We start from the raw sequence: 18,050 nt of genomic DNA, 5'->3' as shown, positions 1-18,050 counted from the left end.
GCAGCGACGCGGCTGACGGTGAGGTGGTCCACGACCACACCGGTCAGCGCCCAGCCCACCCCGCCACGGGTGATCTTCGCCCGCGGCGCCGCGGCCTTCGACGTGTCCTGCCGCCACGTCCGACGGCAGGTAACACACCGGTACCGGCGGACCCGGACCATCAAGGTCGTGGGCCGGTGCCCGAACGGCTCGTGCGCCAACCGGCGGATCACCGTGTCTCGGGGCACGCCCTCGGCCCCGCACTCCCTGCACCACGGGTCCGGCTCCAGGACCCGGCACTGGATCACCGCACGATCAGGCTCAACCCGCTGTCCGACGGCCTCGAGGCCGAGCTCGTCGAGACGGCAGAACGTGGTCAGGTCAGGGCGAACGAAGGTAGCGTGATCCATGTCGAGGTCCTCAGGATGGGCAGTGTCAGAACTTCCATCCTCGGAGGGCCTCGACCCCTATCCAGCGACCGACGCGCCCAACCCGACTACACTCTCAGCTGCGAAGAGCCAATCCGGCTCATCGCAGTTGAGGGTGTAGCGGGGGTGCGCGCGGCAATGGCGGGGTAGGCGTCGAGGTCCCCGAGGATGGAAGTTCCTACGCTCACCATCCGGAGGACCTCGACGTGTTCAACGCTACCTTCGCCGCACCCTGCCTCACTACGTTCTGCCGCCTCGACGAACTCGGCCTGGAGGCCGTCGGACAACATCTCGTCGCGGATCGGGCGGTCATCGAGTGCCGCGTCGTCGAGGATGATCCATGGTGTCGGAAGTGCGGGGTGCAGGGCGTGCCGCGGGACACGGTGGTCCGTCGCCTCGCGCATGAACCGTTCGGGCACCGGCCCACGATCCTGCTGGTGCGGGTGCGCCGCTACCGGTGCGCGGACTGCGGGAAGACATGGCGGCAGGACACGTCGAAGGCGGGCGTGAGGAACGAATCGGTGACAACTGATCGTTAGTGCCGGGAGGCGCTGGCGGGGAGGATGTCATCATGCCCGGTCCTTATCCGAAAGAGTTCCGCGAAGACGTCGTCGCGGTCGCTCGTCGCCGCGAGAGCGGCGTCACCATCAAACAGATCGCCACCGACTTCGGCATCAGCGAAGCAACGCTGCAGAACTGGCTCCGACAAGCCGATATCGAAGACGGCAACCGTCCCGGCCAGACCGCCGCCGATGCCGCCGAGGCGCGGGATCTGAAGAAGCGGATCCGGTTGCTTGAGCAGGAGAACGAGGTGCTTCGGCGTGCGGCGGCGTATCTGTCGCAGGCGAACCTGAAACTCGGTGGCTCCCCAAAATGACGTACCCGCTCGTTGCTGAGCTCGCCGCCGCGGGGATTCCCGTGACGGTGTCGTGCCGGGTCCTCAAGCTCGCCCGCCAGCCCTACTATCGCTGGCGAAACGATCCCGTGCGGAGCGCGGACGTCCTCCGCGCGTATCGGATCAACGCGCTGCACGACGCGCACCACGACGACCCGACGTTCGGGTATCGATATCTCGCTGACGAAGCGCGGCGAGCCGGGTGGCGGATGAGCAGGCGGACGGCGTGGAAGCTGTGCTCGCAGGCCGGGATTCTCTCGTCCGCGCAACGCCGACGGCGCGGGAAGGGCAAGAAGGCCGGCCCGCCCGTGTTCGACGATCACGTCAAACGGGTGTTCCGCGCTGACGCGCCGAACCGGCTCTGGCTCACGGACATTACGGAGCACCGGACGAGCGAAGGCAAACTCTACTGCTGCGCGATCAAGGACGTATTCTCCAACCGCATCGTGGGGTACTCGATCTCGGACCGGATGACCGCGAAGCTCGCCGTCGACGCCGTCCGCAACGCCGTCACTCGCCGCGGCGAGGTCGCTGGCTGCATCCTGCACGCCGACAGAGGCAGCCAGTTCCGCAGCAGAGCGATGGCCAGCGAACTGAACCGACACGACATGGTCGGATCGATGGGCCGCGTCGGCGCCGCCGGAGACAACGCCGCCATGGAGTCGTTCTGGTCACTGCTACAGACGAACGTGCTCAACCAGCAACGGTGGGCCACCCGGCAGGAGCTGCGACTCGCCATCGTCGTCTGGATCGAGCGGAAGTACCACCGTCAGCGCGCCCAGGACACCCTCGGCGGCTTGACGCCCATCGAATTCGAAGCCAAACTGACCGAGCCGCTCACACTCGCGGCCTAAACCGAAACTGTCACCAGTTCGTTCCTCACGCCCGGCCGCCCCACCGCGGGCGAAGATCTCTCGCGGTGGGCTGGGTTGGGCGTTGACCGGGATCGTCGTGGATCACCTCACCGTGACCCGCGTGGCGGCCGGCCTCGGGGTGTCCTGGCACACCGCGAACAGCGCGATCATCGCCGAGGGCCGGCGGCGGCTGATCGACGACCCGGCGAGGTTCGACGGAGTGACCACGATCGGTGTCGACGAGCACGTCTGGCGTCACACTCGGCTGGGCGACAAGTACGTCACCGTAATCATCGACCTCACCCCAGCCCGTGAGAAGACCGGCCCCGCGCGGCTGCTGGACATGGTCGAAGGACGCTCCAAGGCCGTCTTCAAGCAGTGGCTCGCCGGCCGCCCGAAACAATGGCGGGACGGGATCGAGGTGGTCGCGATGGACGGGTTCAGCGGGTTCAAGACCGCCGCCGCGGAAGAGCTGCCCGACGCGGTCCCGGTGATGGACCCGTTCCATGTCGTCCGTCTCGCCGGCGACGCGTTGGACCGCTGCCGGCAGCGGGTACAGCAGGACACGCTCGGACATCGCGGCCGCGCAGGCGATCCGCTCTACAAGGCCCGCCGCACCCTGCACACCGGTGCCAGCCTGCTCACCGACAAGCAGTCCGCCCGTCTGGAGGTGGTGTTCGCCAGCGAAGAGCACGTCGAAGTCGAGGCGACCTGGGGCATCTACCAGCGCATCGTCGCCGCCTACCGGGAACCCGACAAGACCAAGGCCAAGCAGCTGATGCGGACCGTGATCGACGCGGTCTCCAGCGGCGTCCCCGCCGCGCTCGTCGAGATCCGCAGGCTCGGCCGCACGCTCAAGCAGCGCGCCACCGACGTACTCACCTTCTTCGACCGCCCCGGCACATCGAATGGCCCGACGGAGGCGATCAACGGACGGCTCGAGCACCTCCGCGGCTCCGCGCTCGGCTTCCGGAACCTCACCCACTACATCGCGAGGAGCCTGCTCGAAGCCGGCGGATTCAGATCCCGCCTACACCCTTGAATACGAAGAGCCGGTAATCCACCAGCTCGCCAAGAGCCAAAGTGCTCTTCGAGCCCGCGCACGCTAAGTTTCGCTGGTGCACCAGAGAGCTCGAACTCGCTGCGCGGCGCGCATTGTTCCGAACTGCATGCCCATCCTGTGTGTCATGGGCGAACGCTATGCTCGAATCCACTCACCTGAGTACCCAGATTTCAATGCGAAGAAGGAGCCGAAATGGATTCGAATGGCAATGAGTTCTTTTTCGAGCTTTCCGGCCTGCGTCGCGCGCTCATCAAGCTTGACGATCGGATCGCAGAGATGGAGCGAGAGGACACTGAGGCTGGTTGCCACAACGCTCGTTTCTCGGGAGCAAACAAAGGCGTGGCAGCGTCGAATCCGACAAACTTGACCGCGATTCTCTCAGGTGACGATTTGATCCTCACTTCGATGAGAGCGTTTCGTGAGTCACTTGTGTCAAGTCTTCGAGACATCTATGTGAAGTTTGCCAACCGCGAGTTCGAGAAGTTACATGAACTCCATATGGTATCTCCGCTTGGAGATTTGGCCGATCAGTGCGCTTTCACGTTGACTGCGCTTCTCGACTCGATTGCCGATCAGCATGACGAGCAGGTAGATCGCAGGAACTCTACGGTGCAGCGGCTTCTGGAACTCTCGGATGAGCTCGGCTTTGCAGATCCGGCCGACGGAGACCAGGAATCTCTAGCTGGTTTGGCAGCAGTTAGACTTGTTGATGGAATCGGCAAACCGAACAAAGGCATTCAAGTGGGGGACCGAGAAGTCAGGGGCGTCGATGAGAAACAAGTCGAGACCGATTTCGTCATGCGAGTTGCCCAAGAAATGAAAGGACTCGTCGACAGCATAGCCTTGTCCGCGAGTGAGCGAGCCAAAGAGTGGGAGATCTTTTCTGTTGACAAAGATCAACTTTATGTATATAGCGAATCAATTCGTCCATTCATATACGTCTCTGACACGTGACCTTCGTGAGGTCATGAAATGCTGACTGTGCACTGGTTAGTCGACAAGGTCCATGAAGCCGTCGGCAGCAGAGAAAGTGAGGTCGACCATTGAATGAGGAATCGGTCTATGACCGAGCTAAGAGGTTGAGAGCGTACCTCAAACGGCTGAAGACCGAAGAGAGTCTATTAATTGCCCAACTTCCTGCCTTAGTTCAAATCGATACTGACGATGTTCACACTCACGGCGCCGAATGCTCGGGTGTCCACGCTGAGGCCGACGGGCGGGAGCGTCTGGACGAGCTCAGATATCTGGTGTGGGAGACAGCAGTTGAGTTGGAGTCTGTCTTAATTGAACTTGCCGAAGCGGAGGTTGAGCGCCTTGTTACTGTCGCAGTGTCGACTCCTGGAGACGACCTCGGCGCTACGTGCTCGGCAGCTGGCGCCGCGATCATTTCCCGGTACGCCGATTCCCACGGAAAGCTCATGAATGCGACCAACAACGTGGCGCACTTGCTGACGCATTTCTCAGCGTCGTTGGAAATCAATGATCCGCGAGGCGCGACTGATCCCTCTTCGGACTGTGATCACGTGACCGTGCTGCGAGACGAAGCTCAAGTCGGTGTTTACGGAGTACGAGTCAACGATCGAGAGGTGCGCTTCGTCGACATCGATCAGGGAATGGAGAACTTCAGAAAGTCAGTCATCGCGGCGATCGAAGAGTGGCGGACGAAGCGACTCGTACGAATGGTACGTAGAACAGAACTGAGAGCTCAGATGCAGCGTCCGCCGTCCGCGATGGAGTGACACGGTTTTCCATAGAGCGGGCACCTTGCGTCTGACAAGCAAAGCGTCCTTCTCTTTTTTCTTCGGGAAACGGTTCGCCACTTGACGACCAGCGCTGAAGAGGAGCGCCTCCGTTCCGGCGAAGAACATCGTGTCAGGGGCGCGGTCTAGAGTCGTGATCCAACAGCTGGGAACGCGAGTGCAACCTCGCCAACGATAGGAGAACCCGTGGACGTAGACAGGGCGCGCCTAGTGGCATCAAACATCCACCGTGAGCTCATGGACCACGCACGCGCGCTGGAAGAACTGGAGCACCTCAGGTTGGTTCGTGATGCGGTTGAGCGCATGTCACCTGAAGTTTCGACAATCGCAGAAGACCGCGATGTCGTTGAGCTGGACATCTCAGATCTCGAACAGAGGGAGAGCTACTTCCGTCAGTCGATGCTGAGCAAGCGTGAGCGGCTCGTTCCATTCTTTCGCTACTTGGCATATCACTACTTCGACGTGCTCGAATCGGCCGCCACGGATACTCTTGAGAAGGGCTTCATTGATGCATTGGAAGCGATCACTCGGCTGTACATGCAACGGGCGTTCGATCGTGCAACTCGATCAAATGAACTTGTGGTTGAGCTGTTGACCCTCTCGGAAGGGTTGCCCGCGAATGACACAGAGCAGAGCGCTCTAGCTTTTCCTGCCGAAGCTACACGAATCGGTCCGAACCAGAACGGTAAATACACGGGGATCAGGGTCCGGAAGCGAGAAGCTCATCTTTCTGATATTGAGAATGACCTCTCATCGATGATGGTTGCGGCCCAGGACGCCGTTGCGCGAGCCGGAACTCGCGTCATTGGCGAGCTCATCGATAGCAAACAACCGATTTCCGAGGTTTCACTTGATCCGACCCCCTATTTCCTGCCTGGTGAGTGACAGCAGGCGGTGAGGTGGAATATCGGTAGAGTATCAATCTGTGACGACGGAAAGTCCGACGATGATCGCGAGAGGTGGCGGGATGGGAATCCTCGACGTAGTGCACGGAATCACTGAATCCGATGCCGCACGTCTGCTTAGGGAATACTATGCGGCAGGCAAATACACTGGGGCGCATTTCGAGTCGATCGGTGCTGAACCGGGAACAGACAACGTCATCACCGCAGCTGACTTGTACTCAGTTTCGACTCTGAGCGTCGATGTCCCGGCCAAGGCCGGAATCGCCATTCTCGGGGAAGAGTCATCGGCGTTCACAAGGTTGCTCGACCAGATCCCCAACGTAGCCATCGGTTCTCTTTCAGAGGCGGAATTCGAACGGCACTTGGGGCCTGGGTCGAAGGCTCTGGAGTTGTGGGATCTGCTTCGGCGAAATCAACCAGGTCAACGCCGGTGGGGCCTCGGGCCGACGACGACCAGCAAGATCATGGCTCGTAAACGACCTGCGCTCATCCCGATCGAGGATTCGGTGGTGAACCGGGTGATCGGACTGGGGCGACGTGACTCGTGGCGCTTGTGGTGGGAGGCGTTTGATGCTGAGGGTGACTACCTCGAGGAGCGCGCGACCGCGCTCCGAAGTGAGATCGGACGGCCGGAACTGTCTGCTCTGCGTGTGTTCGACGTGATGCTGTGGATGTGGGGCAAGGGCAATCGAGAGGTGTGAGCGAATCTGAGCGTCTGAGTGAATGCGTGAGGGCACCGATCAATTTGCCGGTGCCCTCTCCGCGTCACTCGGCTTGGGGGCTGACTCACGCCCTCAGCACAACCTTCCCCGTCGTCTTTCGCCCCTCAAGCGCCCGATGCGCCTCAGCAGCCTCGGCCAGCGGGAAGGTCTCACCGATCCTGAAATCGAGCCAACCCTTCTCGACGCCGCTCGAAACCATCGCCCACCGCTTAGCCAGCGCTTCCGGCGTCGCGACCATCCATACGAGCGACGGCCGCGAAAGGAAGATCCCGCCCGAAGAGTTCAACCGCTGAATGTCGAACGGCGGGACCTGACCCGACGCCCCACCGAAAAGCACCATCGACCCCAACGGCTTGATTGAGGCCAACGACGCATCGAACGTGTCCTTGCCGACCCCGTCATACGCGACCTCGACGCCCTCGCCGTCCGTCAACGAGCGCACGGTCGCGGCGACATCAACACCCGGACCATAGAGGAACACCTCATCGGCGCCGGCCTGCCGAGCCAGCTCCGCCTTCTCCTCGGTGCTCACCGTCGAGATGACATTGCCACCCAGATGCTTGATGATCTGGGTGAGCACCAGCCCGACACCACCGGCCCCAGCATGGACGAGCGCGGTGTCACCCGGCTTGATCGCATGCGAGGTCGTCGCCAGATACTGTGCGGTGAGCCCCTGCAGCGGCATCGCCGCAGCCACCTCGGCGCTCACACCCTCCGGAACGATGAGGAGGTTGTCCGCGGACACGACGACCTGCGTCGCATACGACCCCGGACCCTCATGCCACGCCACCCGATCACCGACACGGTAGCTCTCGACACCCTCACCCACCTCGGCGATATGACCCGTACCCTCAACCCCGACGACATGCGGATAATCCATCGGATAGACCCCGGAGCGCCGATACGTATCGATGAAATTCACGCCCGCCGCCTCGACGTCGACGAGCACCTCACCCGGCCCCGGCCTCGGCGTCTCGATCTCCGCGAACTCCAGCACCTCGGGTCCACCAGCCTGCATTGCTCGAACCGCCTGGGTCATCACGCCTCCTGCATATAATTTACTGATGCTGTATGGTTATTCATATGAACGATCTGACGGTCGCCGTTTCCGGCGCCACCGGCTATGCCGGGGGAGAGGTCCTCCGACTGCTGAGCACCCACCCCCACCTCACCGTCACCACCGTGTGCGGTCACTCCAGCGTGGGCGAGACACTCGGCAGGCATCAGCCCCACCTTCCCCGGTACGCGGACTTCGTCATCGCCGATTCCACCGCCGAGGTGCTCGCCGGCCACGATGTCGTCATCCTCGCCCTGCCCCACGGCAAGTCCGGGGCGATCGCCCGGGAACTGGCCGAGACCAGCCCCGATACCCTGATCGTAGACCTTGCCGCCGACCACCGGCTCATCAGTCCCGCAGCGTGGGAGACCTTCTACGGCTCACCCCACCAAGGCACATGGACCTACGGTCTGCCCGAACTCCTCCTCGCCGACGGGACTAAACAGCGCACCCAGCTGACCGACACCACCCGCATCGCCGTGCCCGGGTGCAACGTCACCGCCGTGACGCTCGGCCTCGCACCGCTACTGGCCGCGGGCCTCATCGCACCGAAGGGACTCAACGCAGTCCTCGCCAATGGTGTCTCCGGGGCGGGCAAGGCGCTCAAACCTCACCTCATCGCCGCCGAGATCCTCGGCGACGCCTCCCCCTACGGCACCGGCGGCACTCATCGGCACGTGCCTGAGATCGAACAGAACCTCAACGGCGTCCTCGGCGCCGACCCTGCCGACGGTCCCGTCCGCATCTCCTTCACCCCGACTCTCGTCCCGATGTCCCGCGGCATCCTTTCCACCCTCACCGCCGACCCGGGGGAGAGCGCTCCGCGCACAGCCGACGGCAGCATCGACGCCGACGCGCTCACGACGGCCCTGACCACGGCCCTCACCGAGACCTACGCCGACGAACCCTTCGTCCGGGTCCTGCCCGAGGGCCAATGGCCGCGCACCTCGGCGACCACCGGATCGAACGTCGCCCAGATCCAAGCCACCTACGACGCCCGGGCCGAGAAGATCCTCGTCGTCGTGGCCCTCGACAACCTCGTCCGAGGCACCGCCGGCCAAGCCCTCCAATCCATCCATCTCGCCCTCGGTCTCGACGAGACCACCGCCCTGCCGCTCGAAGGAGTCGCCCCATGAGCGTGACCGCACCGCTTGGCTTCACTGCCGCCGGCCTCACCGCCGGCCTCAAACCCAGCGGCAAGAAGGACCTCGCCCTCGTCGTCAACCAGGGACCGAGCACCGCCGTGGCCGCCGTCTACACGTCGAACCGGTGCCAAGCCAACCCCGTCATCTGGTCGAAGCAGGTCTCAGCGACCGGCCACGCCCGCGCCGTCGTCCTCAACTCCGGAGGCGCGAACTGCTATACCGGCGACTTCGGATTCGCGACCACCCAACTCACCGCCGAGGACACCGCGGCCCTCCTCACCGACTCCGGTATACCCACCCAGGCTGACGAGATCCTCATCTGCTCGACCGGACTCATCGGCGTCGGCGGTGAGGAGTTTCGGGCCGGGATCCTCGACCACCTGCCCGAGCTCGTCGCCGCAGCCGACGACTCCGTCACCGGAGGAGCGAACGCCGCCGAGGCGATCATGACCACCGACACCGTCGCGAAGACCGCGACCCGAGAGGGCACCGGATACACGATCGGCGGCATGGCCAAAGGCGCGGGCATGCTTGCACCGGGCCTGGCGACGATGCTCGTCGTCATCACCACCGACGCACCTCTCGACCCGGCCGTTCTCGACGCAGCGCTCCGCGCAGCCACCCACACCACCTTCGACCGCCTCGACACCGACGGGTGCATGTCGACGAACGACACCGTCATCCTCATGAGCTCGGGAGCCGCAGACGCAACGGTCGACGAGGGCGAATTCGGGGACCTCCTCGGCGAGGTCTGCCACGACCTCATGCGCCAACTCCACATCGACGCCGAAGGCGCCCACCACGACATCGCCATCACCACCCGCGGCGCTGCCACGGAGGACGACGCGCTCACCGTCTCCCGGTCGGTGGGCCGGTCGAACCTCTTCAAGGCCGCGATCTTCGGCGAGGACCCCAACTGGGGTCGCGTCGTCGCCCAGGTGGGGACCACCTCGGCGGAGTTCGACCCCACGACCATCGACGTCACCATCAACGGGGTCGAGGTGTGCCGGGCCTCCGGTCCGTTCGCCGACCCCACCGAGGTGGTCTTCGGACGCGAGGTCGACGTCGTCATCGACCTCCACGCCGGGGACGCGACCGCCACCGTCTGGACCTCGGACCTCACCCACGATTACGTCGAAGAGAACAGCGCCTACTCCACATGAGCACTCAGCCCGACTTCTCCACGAAATCCACCGCCGCCCGCCTCGCCGCCGCCCAGGTCAAGGCCGAAGCCCTGACCGAGGCGCTGCCGTGGATCAAGACCTTCGCCGGCTCGACCATCGTCATCAAGTACGGCGGCAACGCGATGATCTCCCCGGAACTCCAGCAGTCCTTCGCCGACGACATCGCCTTCCTCCGCTTCGCCGGCATCCGGCCCGTCGTCGTCCACGGAGGGGGCCCGCAGATCTCGGCGATGCTCGGAAAGCTCGGCATCGAATCCGAATTCAAGGCAGGCCAGCGGGTGACGAGCGAGGAAGCCGCCGAGGTCATCCGCATGGTCCTCGCCGGCCAGGTCAACCGCGACATCGTCTCCCGCATCAACATGAACGGCAACGCCGCGATCGGGCTCTCCGGTGAGGACGCCGACCTCCTGCTCGCCCACAAGACCGTCGCCGAGGTGGACGGACAGACGGTCGACCTCGGCCGGGTGGGCGAGATCGCCGAGGTCAACACCACCGTCCTCACCGAACTCCTCGACGCCGGCCGGGTGCCCGTCATCTGTTCGATCGCCGCGGAGATCGGCGGGCAGGCAGGGAAACCGCTCAACATCAACGCCGACCTCGCAGCCTCCGCCGTCGCGAAGGCACTCAAGGCACAGAAGCTCATCATGCTCACCGATGTCCCCGGCCTCTACGCGAACTGGCCCGACACGTCCTCGCTCATCTCCCGCATCGGACCCGACCGGTTGCGCGCCCTGCTGCCGAGCCTCGACGCGGGGATGATCCCGAAGATGACCGCCGCCCTCGAGGCGATCGAACACGGAGTGCAGCAGGCTCACATCATCGACGGCCGGATGGCGCACTCGTTGCTCCTCGAGGTGTTCACGTCCGAGGGCATCGGCACGATGGTCGAGGACACCGTCGTCGAACCCGCCCCGCTCGGCGACGGGCACCGCAGGCACGGCGAGGAGACCGAGACTGAGGACTCTGGCCGGGGTGCAGGCAGGGCTGCCGGCGGCGCTGCCAGCAACGCTGACGAATTCGCGGAGGCGAACAATGAGTGAGACATCGACCGACACTGCCACCTGGCGCGATGACTTCTCCCGCGTCCTCTCACCCGTGTTCGGGTCACCCCAGCTCGACATCGTCCGTGGCCGCGGCTCCTACGTCTGGGATGCCGACGGGAAGCAGTACCTCGACCTGCTCGCCGGGATCGCGGTCAACGCGCTTGGCCACTGCCACCCCGCATGGGTGAGGGCCGTGTCCGAGCAGGCCGCGACGCTGGGCCACATCTCGAACTTCTTCACCTCGCCCCCGCAGATCGCGCTGGCTGAGAAGATCCACGAGATCCTCGACCTGCCCGAAGGCTCCGCGGTGTTCCTCTCGAACTCCGGTGCCGAGGCGAACGAAGCCGCCCTGAAGATGGCCCGCCGCGCCGGCGGTGGGGGCCGCCCGATCATCATCGCCGTCGACGGGGCCTTCCACGGTCGCACGATGGGCGCCCTGTCGCTCACCGCGAAAGCCGCCTACCGTGAGCCCTTCGCCCCAGGCGTGCCCGGAGTCGTCCACGTCCCCTACGGCGACGTTGACGCACTCGCCGCCGCGATCAACGACACGACTGCGGCCGTGTTCATCGAACCCATCCAAGGTGAGGTCGGTGTCCGCACCCACCCCGCCGGATACCTGCGCGCGGCCCGGGAGCTCACCTCTGCTGCCGGGGCCCTGCTCATCCTCGATGAAGTGCAGTCAGGCATCGGACGCACCGGGAACTGGTTCGCCCACCAGGATCCTGCGATCGGCGAAGGTGTCGTCCCCGACATCATCACCTCGGCGAAGGGCCTCGGCGGCGGTATGCCCATCGGGGCGACGATCACCGTCGGCACCGAAAACACCGGCCTGCTCTCTGCCGGCCAGCACGGGACGACCTTCGGCGGCAACCCCATCGCGTGCGCCGCCGCGCTCGCCGTTCTCACCACGATCGAAACCGAGGGACTGCTCGAACATGCGGGCCGCCTCGGCGAACAGCTGAGCACCGAACTCGCGAGCGTTCCCGGCGTCGCCGGGGTCACCGGACAGGGACTCCTCCTCGGGGTCGAACTCGCCGGGGACAGCCCCGATGCGAAGGCCGTCGCCGCCCGGGCGCTCGAGGCAGGGTTCATCGTCAACTCCGTCACCCCCGAACGCCTGCGCCTCGCCCCGCCGCTGACCATCACGCACGAGGAGATCGCCCCGTTCCTCGCCGCGCTGCCCGACCTCCTCACACACGACTGACTAGGACCACGATGACCCGCCATTTCCTCAAGGACACCGACCTCAGCCCCACCGAACTCACCGAGGTCCTCGACCTCGCCGCCGAGCTCAAGGCCGACCCCTACTCGCGGACCCCGCTCGCGGGACCGCAGACGGCCGCGGTGATCTTCGACAAGACCTCGACCCGAACCCGCGTCTCCTTCGCCGCCGGCATCGCGGCCCTCGGCGGGCAGCCGCTCATCATCAACCCCGGTGAGGCGCAGCTCGGGCACAAGGAGTCCATCGCCGACACCGCGCAGGTCATGGCGCGGATGGTCTCGGCGATCATCTGGCGCACCTACTCCCAGGCGGGGCTTGAGGAGATGGCCGAGCACTCGACCGTGCCGGTCATCAATGCGCTCTCCGACGACTTCCACCCGTGCCAGATCCTGGCCGACCTGCTCACGATCCGCGAACACCGCGGGACACTGGCGGGGCTGACGATGAGCTACTTCGGTGACGGGGCGAACAACATGGCGAACTCGTACGCGCTCGGCGGCGTCAACGCCGGCATGCACGTGCGCATCGCCGCCCCCGCCGAGCACCAGCCCGACGAGGCGATCGTCGCCGAGGCGAACGCCCTGGCCGCGACGACCGGCGGATCGCTCACGGTCACCGACGACCCGGTGGCGGCCGCCTTCGGTGCCGACGTCCTCATCACCGACACGTGGGTGTCGATGGGTCAGGACGCAGCCGGCCGCGACGATGACGCGTCCCCGTTCGTCAAGTACCAGGTGACGCAGGAGCTCATGAACTCAGGCAACGACGCGATGTTCCTCCACTGCCTGCCCGCCTACCGGGGCAAAGAGGTCACGGCCGAGGTCATCGACGGCCCCGCCTCGGCGGTCTTCGACGAAGCCGAGAACCGCCTCCACGCGCAGAAGGCCCTGCTGACGTTCCTCCTGGAATCGCGATGAGCGAGAACAGCGTTCCTCACCCCGGCGCTGCGCCGCTGACGAAGACGGCCCGGCAGCAGAAGATCATCGACCTCATTACCCGCCGGTCCGTGCACTCGCAGATCGAGCTCGCCGATGAGCTCGCGACGCTCGGGATCTCCGTCACCCAGGCGACGCTGTCGCGCGACCTCGCCGAGGTGGGGGCCGTGAAGATCCGGTCGACCTCGGGATCCGTGTACGCCGTCCCCGGTGAGGGCGGCGATCGCAGCCTTCAGCAGTCGACGGGGGACAGCCTCGATGCGAAGCTGCCGCGGCTGCTCGAGGAGCTGCTCGTCTCCGCAGCCGCGCAGGACTCGATGGTCGTGCTGCGCACACCGCCGGGGGCCGCGCAGTATCTCGCCTCCGCGATCGACCGGTCGTCGATGTCGGGGATCTTCGGCACGATCGCCGGCGACGACACCGTCCTCGTCATCGCCGATGCCGCGGTCGGCGGGCAGGCGCTCGCCGAGACGTTCCTCGAATTGGCCGCCGGTGGGGTCGGGGACGGGTGAGGGGGCGGCGTGGTTGTGGCGCGGATGACGGGCGACAGAGGGCGCCGATCCACGCGAACTCTGCGTCGATCCACGCGTACCTTGGCCCGATCAACGCGGCGCCGGAAATCCGCGTCGCCCGCGACGCGGAATCCGGGCCCCGCGTGGAACGAGCGGCGAGGTGTCCGGAGCGCGGTGAGCCACGCCTGGTTCGCAGAGCGGGCCTCGATCCACGCGAACTCTGCGTCGATCCACGCGGCACCGGAAATCCGCGTCGCCCGCGACGCGGAATCCCTACCCCGCGTGGAACGAGCGGGCGAACGCGCCAAGCACCGCCTCGGCGGCGATGAGACAATGACTGACGATGACCGATCCCAGGTGGGATGCGGACGAACGGCCGGGAGACGGCACGAAAGGACGAGAAGTGAGTGAACGACTGAGCCTGTGGGGCGGACGCTTCTCCGATGGGCCGGCCGATGCGCTGGCCGCGCTGAGCAAGTCGACCGACTTCGACTGGCGCCTGGCCCACTACGACATCGCCGGGTCGAAGGCGCACGCCTCGGTCCTCAACCGGGCGGGTCTGCTCACCGACGATGAGCTCGCGGGGATGCTCGCAGCACTCGATGAACTCGGTCGCCGGGTCGAGGCGGGGGAGTACGTTGCCGCCGAATCCGACGAAGACGTCCACTCCTCGCTCGAGCGGGGGCTCATCGAGATCGCAGGGCCTGAACTCGGCGGGAAGCTGCGGGCCGGACGCTCACGCAACGACCAGATCGCGACGATGGGACGGATGTACCTGCGCGATCACGCCCGTGAGATCGCCGGGCTTGTCCTCGACGCCGTCGATGTCCTCATCGCGCAGGCTGAGGAGCACCCTGAGGCGCCGATGCCCGGGCGCACCCACCTCCAGCATGCGCAGCCGGTGCTGCTCGCCCATCATCTCCTCGCCCATGCGTGGCCGCTGCTGCGCGATGTCGAACGGCTCGCCGACTTCGACGACCGTGCCGGGGTCTCCGCGTACGGGTCGGGTGCGCTCGCCGGGTCGTCGCTCGGGCTCGACCCGCAGGCCGTGGCTGCCGACCTCGGGTTCGCCGACTCGGTGGAGAACTCGATCGACGGCACCGCCTCGCGTGACGTGTTCGCCGAATACCTCTTCATCACCGCGATGATCGGCATCGACCTCTCGCGCCTGAGCGAGGAGGTCATCGCGTGGGCGACGAAGGAGTTCTCGTTCGTCACGCTTCACGACGCGTACTCGACCGGGTCGTCGATCATGCCGCAGAAGAAGAACCCCGACGTCGCCGAGCTCACCCGCGGCAAGGCCGGTCGCCTCATCGGCGATCTCACCGGATTGCTCGCGACCCTCAAGGCGCTGCCGCTGGCCTACAACCGTGACCTGCAGGAGGACAAGGAGCCGGTCTTCGACGCGACCGGCACCCTCGAACTCCTCCTGCCCGCGTTCACCGGGATGATCGCGACGCTGACCTTCGACACCGAGCGCATGGCGTATCTCGCCCCGCGCGGGTTTGCGCTCGCCACCGACATCGCCGAGTGGCTCGTCCGCCGAGGTGTGCCCTTCCGTGTCGCCCACGAGCTCTCGGGAGCGGCGGTTCAGCTCGCCGAGTCCCGCGACGTCGAGCTGTGGGATCTCACCGATGAGGACTACGCCGGAATCTCTGAACACCTCACCCCTGAGGTGCGCGAAGTGCTCACGACGCTCGGCTCGATCGACTCACGGGATGCGAAGGGTGGGACCGCGCGCTCGGCCGTGGCCGTGCAGGTGGAGAACGCCCGCGCCGAGGTGGCCCGCCTGCGCGAGTTCGCGGAATCGCCGCGGAGCGTGTGAGGACCCGAAGTAGGTTCCCACCCTTGCATTTTTGAGCATCCGAGTGAGGCGATTTCGTTATTTTCCCGGATGCGCACGCTGTTCTGCGACTGTGTCGCGGAAGCTCCGAATTAAGTGATCGAATTCTTCGAATGAGTCGAGAGGGGCTGTGGATTAGTTATACTCAAACGACCATGAACGGCTATGTCTTTGAATAAGCTTTTCGCGTGTAGTTACTTGCCGGGGCCTCAAATAAGCCAAACTGGTTGAATCTTATTTTGAATTGAAGATATTGAATGATTGGCCTTATTTTCCGAACCAGCGCGGAGGTTTCGGTCGAATTGTACGAAGGCCGGATACTTTCGAGAAGGTATCTAATGATTGATCGAAACGAATCATCGCTCCGACTGTTCCGGTTTCCACTATATCGGTGAGTGCGTCAAGTACATCTTGGGCGGCATTGATAGTGCGTGAATCATAGTGAAGTTCCATCTCCTTTAGCAGCTCATGAAGATTTAGATCCCACCCTGGTTCAAGCGGCAAATCAAGTTCTTCGCCTCGTCGCCTATGCCTAGATGCCTGAACGTTGATCTTTTGCGCTAGTGTGAAGTATCGTGTAGCGACACTTTTGCGTTGACTCTTCACTGTCGCTCGTTCGTTCAGTTTCACGCCAAGCAATATTCCAACGATGCCTATGATGCCGCCTCCAATCGTGGTAAGCGCGTCAGGTAAGAATGACATAAAGTTGATGGCTTCCTTCATCAGCAAATGCGGGGTGGTTCGGTCATCCGTTCGAGGCCCTGCCACGAATTCGACGATGACCAGTGATTACCGAAAGTGTCCGAAAATTTAAGCGTCGCGCCTCCCGTGAGTTCGCCGAAAACAACTTCGCGGCGGGGAACCTGGTAAGTGTCTTTCGTCTGCTCTCCCGGTAATATCGTGCCGTAAACTATCTCGATGGGTTGATTTGGGTAGTCTGATTCAAGATTTAGTACGACGTTGTGTATTGGGTAAGGGCCAGAGTTCACTATTTCGACCTCGACAGGAACTTTACCATCGGCATTCGGCGGACGGCCATCGGATGCTGGTTGCCATGTGGATTTTATCGGCTCATCGTAATTGAGAGTGTAGAACCGGTCTGAAGCCACCGGACTCGAGCAGACACCTCGCGATGTAATGCGTGAGGTTGCGGAATCCCAGCGCGGACCCGCGTAGATGCTCGAGTCTGCCGTTGATCGCTTCAGTGGGACCGTTCGACGTTCCCGGTCGGGTGAAGAACGCGAGCACATCAGCAGCTCGACGCTTCAACGTTCGTCCTAACCGTTTGAGCTCGACAAGTTCGGATGGCAGATTCGTTGTCAGGGCGTCGATGACCGTTTGCAAGAGTCTCTTGCCCTCTTTGCGGTCCGCGGTTCGGTAGGCGCTGACAATGTCTTGGTAGACGGCCCAGGTGACTTCGACTTCGGTGAAGTTCGGGTCAGCGAAGAGGTTCGCGATTCTTTCCTGCTGCTTGGTCGTGAGTAAGCTGCTGCCCGTGTGCAGAGTTCTTCTTGCCCGGTACAACGGGTCCTTTGCTCGTCCGCGATGGCCGGTTGTCTCTTGCTGAACTCGGCGACGTACCTCGTCGAGGGCATCACCGGCGAGTTTGACGACGTGGAAGGGGTCCATGACTTCGACAGCGTCGGGCAGCTCCTCAGCTGAGGCTGTTTTGAAGCCGGAGAATCCGTCCATCGCGACGACGTCGATGCCCTCACGCCAGTCTTTCGGTCGGTCTTTCAACCATTGTTTGAACACCTGCTTCGAACGGCCAGCCACCATGTCGAGCAGACGTGCCGAGCCTGTTCCCTCGCTGATCGGGGTGAGGTCGATGATGACGGTGACGTACTTGTCGCCACGCCGGGTATGCCGCCATACATGCTCGTCGACACCAATGACGCTGACCCCGTCGAAACGAGTCGGGTCGTTGATCAACAACCGCTGACCTTCAGCGAGGACGGCGGAGTTCGCGGTGTGCCAGGACACTGCGAGTTTCGCAGCGATGACGGACACGGTGTCGTGATCGATGACGAGGGCACGCAACGCCCAGTCGAGGCCGGTTCGCGAGATCTTCGCTCGTGGTGGTGCCGCGGCTGTGGCGTCTTGACGCCAGACGCGGCCACACTCGACGCATTTGTAACGGCGGAGGCGAAGATGAAGCGTGGTTGGTCGGTAGCCGAAAGGTTCGTGGGCCAGACGGCGGACGACGGTATCGCGAACGATCCCGTGGCCACCGCACCGACGGCACCAGTCATCAGCAGTGTTGGGCCGGCATTCCAGAATCGCCTTGTGCCCGGTGATGTTTTGGCCGGTGCAGGTCAGATCGAGGGTGTCGAGTCGGCAGAATGTCGTGAGGTCAGGGGTCGAGAAAGTAGGCTTGGCCACGTCGAGGTCTTTCGGATGGATTGTGTGAGAACTTCCATCATCGGAAGACCTCGACGTCTATCCGCGCAGCGACTCGCCGTGTCCTGGAATCACCGATCTACACTCTCAATTACGAAGAGCC

The 18,050-nt window shown here is 64.0% G+C and carries 15 protein-coding genes and 3 pseudogenes; 14 read left to right on the top strand and 4 right to left on the bottom strand.

The genetic code is table 11. The annotated features are described in order from the left end of the window. On the bottom strand, window positions 1-389 hold a 389-nt coding region (locus EZE58_RS09400; protein WP_167559748.1), incomplete at its 3' end, for a transposase family protein. A gap of 224 nt (window positions 390-613) precedes the next feature. Here EZE58_RS09400 and EZE58_RS09395 point away from each other — a divergent pair. The 7 genes and pseudogenes from EZE58_RS09395 to EZE58_RS09365 form a co-directional block, all read left to right on the top strand. Then, window positions 614-910: pseudogene (locus EZE58_RS09395) on the top strand (transposase family protein); the annotation flags it as partial. 68 nt (window positions 911-978) lie between these two features. Continuing rightward, window positions 979-2,156 (top strand): annotated as a pseudogene (locus tag EZE58_RS09390) (IS3 family transposase). Between the two features lie 34 nt (window positions 2,157-2,190). Beyond that, a pseudogene (locus EZE58_RS09385) lies at window positions 2,191-3,198 on the top strand (ISL3 family transposase); the annotation flags it as partial. A 213-nt stretch (window positions 3,199-3,411) separates the two neighbouring features. Beyond that, on the top strand, window positions 3,412-4,173 hold the full coding sequence (locus EZE58_RS09380; protein WP_167560375.1) for a hypothetical protein: 762 nt from the start codon (window positions 3,412-3,414) through the stop codon (window positions 4,171-4,173). Window positions 4,174-4,262: 89 nt separating this feature from the next. Further along, window positions 4,263-4,958 (top strand): hypothetical protein, encoded by a 696-nt coding sequence (locus EZE58_RS09375; protein WP_167560373.1) that lies wholly within the window; start codon window positions 4,263-4,265, stop codon window positions 4,956-4,958. A gap of 258 nt (window positions 4,959-5,216) precedes the next feature. Then, the gene (locus EZE58_RS09370; protein WP_167560371.1) at window positions 5,217-5,864 is read left to right on the top strand and encodes a hypothetical protein; all 648 of its coding nucleotides are present in this window, start codon (window positions 5,217-5,219) and stop codon (window positions 5,862-5,864) included. Between the two features lie 82 nt (window positions 5,865-5,946). Further along, complete coding sequence (locus tag EZE58_RS09365; RefSeq protein WP_167560369.1) at window positions 5,947-6,585, top strand: DUF6308 family protein; 639 nt, start codon at window positions 5,947-5,949, stop codon at window positions 6,583-6,585. A gap of 85 nt (window positions 6,586-6,670) precedes the next feature. Here EZE58_RS09365 and EZE58_RS09360 read toward each other — a convergent pair whose 3' ends face one another. After that, window positions 6,671-7,645 (bottom strand): quinone oxidoreductase, encoded by a 975-nt coding sequence (locus EZE58_RS09360; protein ID WP_167560367.1) that lies wholly within the window; start codon window positions 7,643-7,645, stop codon window positions 6,671-6,673. Window positions 7,646-7,689: 44 nt separating this feature from the next. On the opposite strand from EZE58_RS09360, the gene argC reads away from it, so the two are divergent. The 7 genes from argC to argH all read left to right on the top strand — a co-directional run bounded on the left by argC (window position 7,690) and on the right by argH (window position 15,529). Next, on the top strand, window positions 7,690-8,799 hold the full coding sequence (argC, locus tag EZE58_RS09355) for an N-acetyl-gamma-glutamyl-phosphate reductase (protein WP_167560365.1): 1,110 nt from the start codon (window positions 7,690-7,692) through the stop codon (window positions 8,797-8,799). Beyond that, window positions 8,796-9,971 carry a bifunctional glutamate N-acetyltransferase/amino-acid acetyltransferase ArgJ gene (gene argJ, locus EZE58_RS09350; RefSeq protein ID WP_167560364.1) on the top strand — a complete coding sequence of 392 codons (1,176 nt, stop codon included), beginning with the start codon at window positions 8,796-8,798 and terminating at the stop codon, window positions 9,969-9,971. The genes argC and argJ overlap by 4 nt, the downstream gene beginning before the upstream one ends. Continuing rightward, window positions 9,968-11,032 (top strand): acetylglutamate kinase, encoded by a 1,065-nt coding sequence (gene argB, locus EZE58_RS09345; RefSeq protein WP_240941229.1) that lies wholly within the window; start codon window positions 9,968-9,970, stop codon window positions 11,030-11,032. Before argJ ends, argB begins: the two co-directional genes overlap by 4 nt. Then, window positions 11,025-12,239, top strand: a complete 1,215-nt coding sequence (locus EZE58_RS09340; protein ID WP_167560362.1) for an acetylornithine transaminase — start codon at window positions 11,025-11,027, stop codon at window positions 12,237-12,239. The genes argB and EZE58_RS09340 overlap by 8 nt, the downstream gene beginning before the upstream one ends. 11 nt (window positions 12,240-12,250) lie before the next feature. Beyond that, a complete protein-coding gene (argF, locus tag EZE58_RS09335) occupies window positions 12,251-13,174 on the top strand; it encodes an ornithine carbamoyltransferase (RefSeq protein ID WP_167560360.1) in 924 nt (307 codons plus the stop codon). Continuing rightward, window positions 13,171-13,704, top strand: coding sequence for an arginine repressor (locus tag EZE58_RS09330; protein ID WP_167560358.1), 534 nt, complete (start codon window positions 13,171-13,173; stop codon window positions 13,702-13,704). Before argF ends, EZE58_RS09330 begins: the two co-directional genes overlap by 4 nt. A 403-nt stretch (window positions 13,705-14,107) precedes the next feature. Then, window positions 14,108-15,529, top strand: coding sequence for an argininosuccinate lyase (argH, locus tag EZE58_RS09325; protein WP_167560356.1), 1,422 nt, complete (start codon window positions 14,108-14,110; stop codon window positions 15,527-15,529). 285 nt (window positions 15,530-15,814) lie between these two features. Here the strand turns inward: argH and EZE58_RS09320 are convergent, their stop codons facing one another. Both EZE58_RS09320 and EZE58_RS09315 read right to left on the bottom strand, forming a co-directional pair. Beyond that, the gene (locus tag EZE58_RS09320; protein ID WP_167560354.1) at window positions 15,815-16,270 is read right to left on the bottom strand and encodes a hypothetical protein; all 456 of its coding nucleotides are present in this window, start codon (window positions 16,268-16,270) and stop codon (window positions 15,815-15,817) included. 348 nt (window positions 16,271-16,618) lie between these two features. After that, complete coding sequence (locus EZE58_RS09315; protein ID WP_167560104.1) at window positions 16,619-17,929, bottom strand: ISL3 family transposase; 1,311 nt, start codon at window positions 17,927-17,929, stop codon at window positions 16,619-16,621. Between the last annotated feature and the right edge of the window lie 121 nt (window positions 17,930-18,050).

It is taken from the genome of Brevibacterium sp. LS14, from assembly GCF_012027885.1.
GTDB classification, from domain to species: domain Bacteria; phylum Actinomycetota; class Actinomycetes; order Actinomycetales; family Brevibacteriaceae; genus Brevibacterium; species Brevibacterium casei.
This window is presented reverse-complemented; position numbering and strand designations above follow the sequence as displayed.

Excerpts from the sequence above, each read along its gene's own strand:
- EZE58_RS09380 (WP_167560375.1), top strand. The coding sequence starts at position 3,412 with ATGGATTCGAATGGCAATGAGTTCTTTTTCGAGCTTTCCGGCCTGCGT.
- EZE58_RS09370 (WP_167560371.1), top strand. The coding sequence starts at position 5,217 with ATGGACCACGCACGCGCGCTGGAAGAACTGGAGCACCTCAGGTTGGTT.
- EZE58_RS09365 (WP_167560369.1), top strand. The coding sequence starts at position 5,947 with ATGGGAATCCTCGACGTAGTGCACGGAATCACTGAATCCGATGCCGCA.
- EZE58_RS09360 (WP_167560367.1), bottom strand. The coding sequence starts at position 7,645 with ATGACCCAGGCGGTTCGAGCAATGCAGGCTGGTGGACCCGAGGTGCTG.
- argC (WP_167560365.1), top strand. The coding sequence starts at position 7,690 with ATGAACGATCTGACGGTCGCCGTTTCCGGCGCCACCGGCTATGCCGGG.
- argJ (WP_167560364.1), top strand. The coding sequence starts at position 8,796 with ATGAGCGTGACCGCACCGCTTGGCTTCACTGCCGCCGGCCTCACCGCC.
- argB (WP_240941229.1), top strand. The coding sequence starts at position 9,968 with ATGAGCACTCAGCCCGACTTCTCCACGAAATCCACCGCCGCCCGCCTC.
- EZE58_RS09340 (WP_167560362.1), top strand. The coding sequence starts at position 11,025 with ATGAGTGAGACATCGACCGACACTGCCACCTGGCGCGATGACTTCTCC.
- argF (WP_167560360.1), top strand. The coding sequence starts at position 12,251 with ATGACCCGCCATTTCCTCAAGGACACCGACCTCAGCCCCACCGAACTC.
- EZE58_RS09330 (WP_167560358.1), top strand. The coding sequence starts at position 13,171 with ATGAGCGAGAACAGCGTTCCTCACCCCGGCGCTGCGCCGCTGACGAAG.
- EZE58_RS09320 (WP_167560354.1), bottom strand. The coding sequence starts at position 16,270 with ATGAAGGAAGCCATCAACTTTATGTCATTCTTACCTGACGCGCTTACC.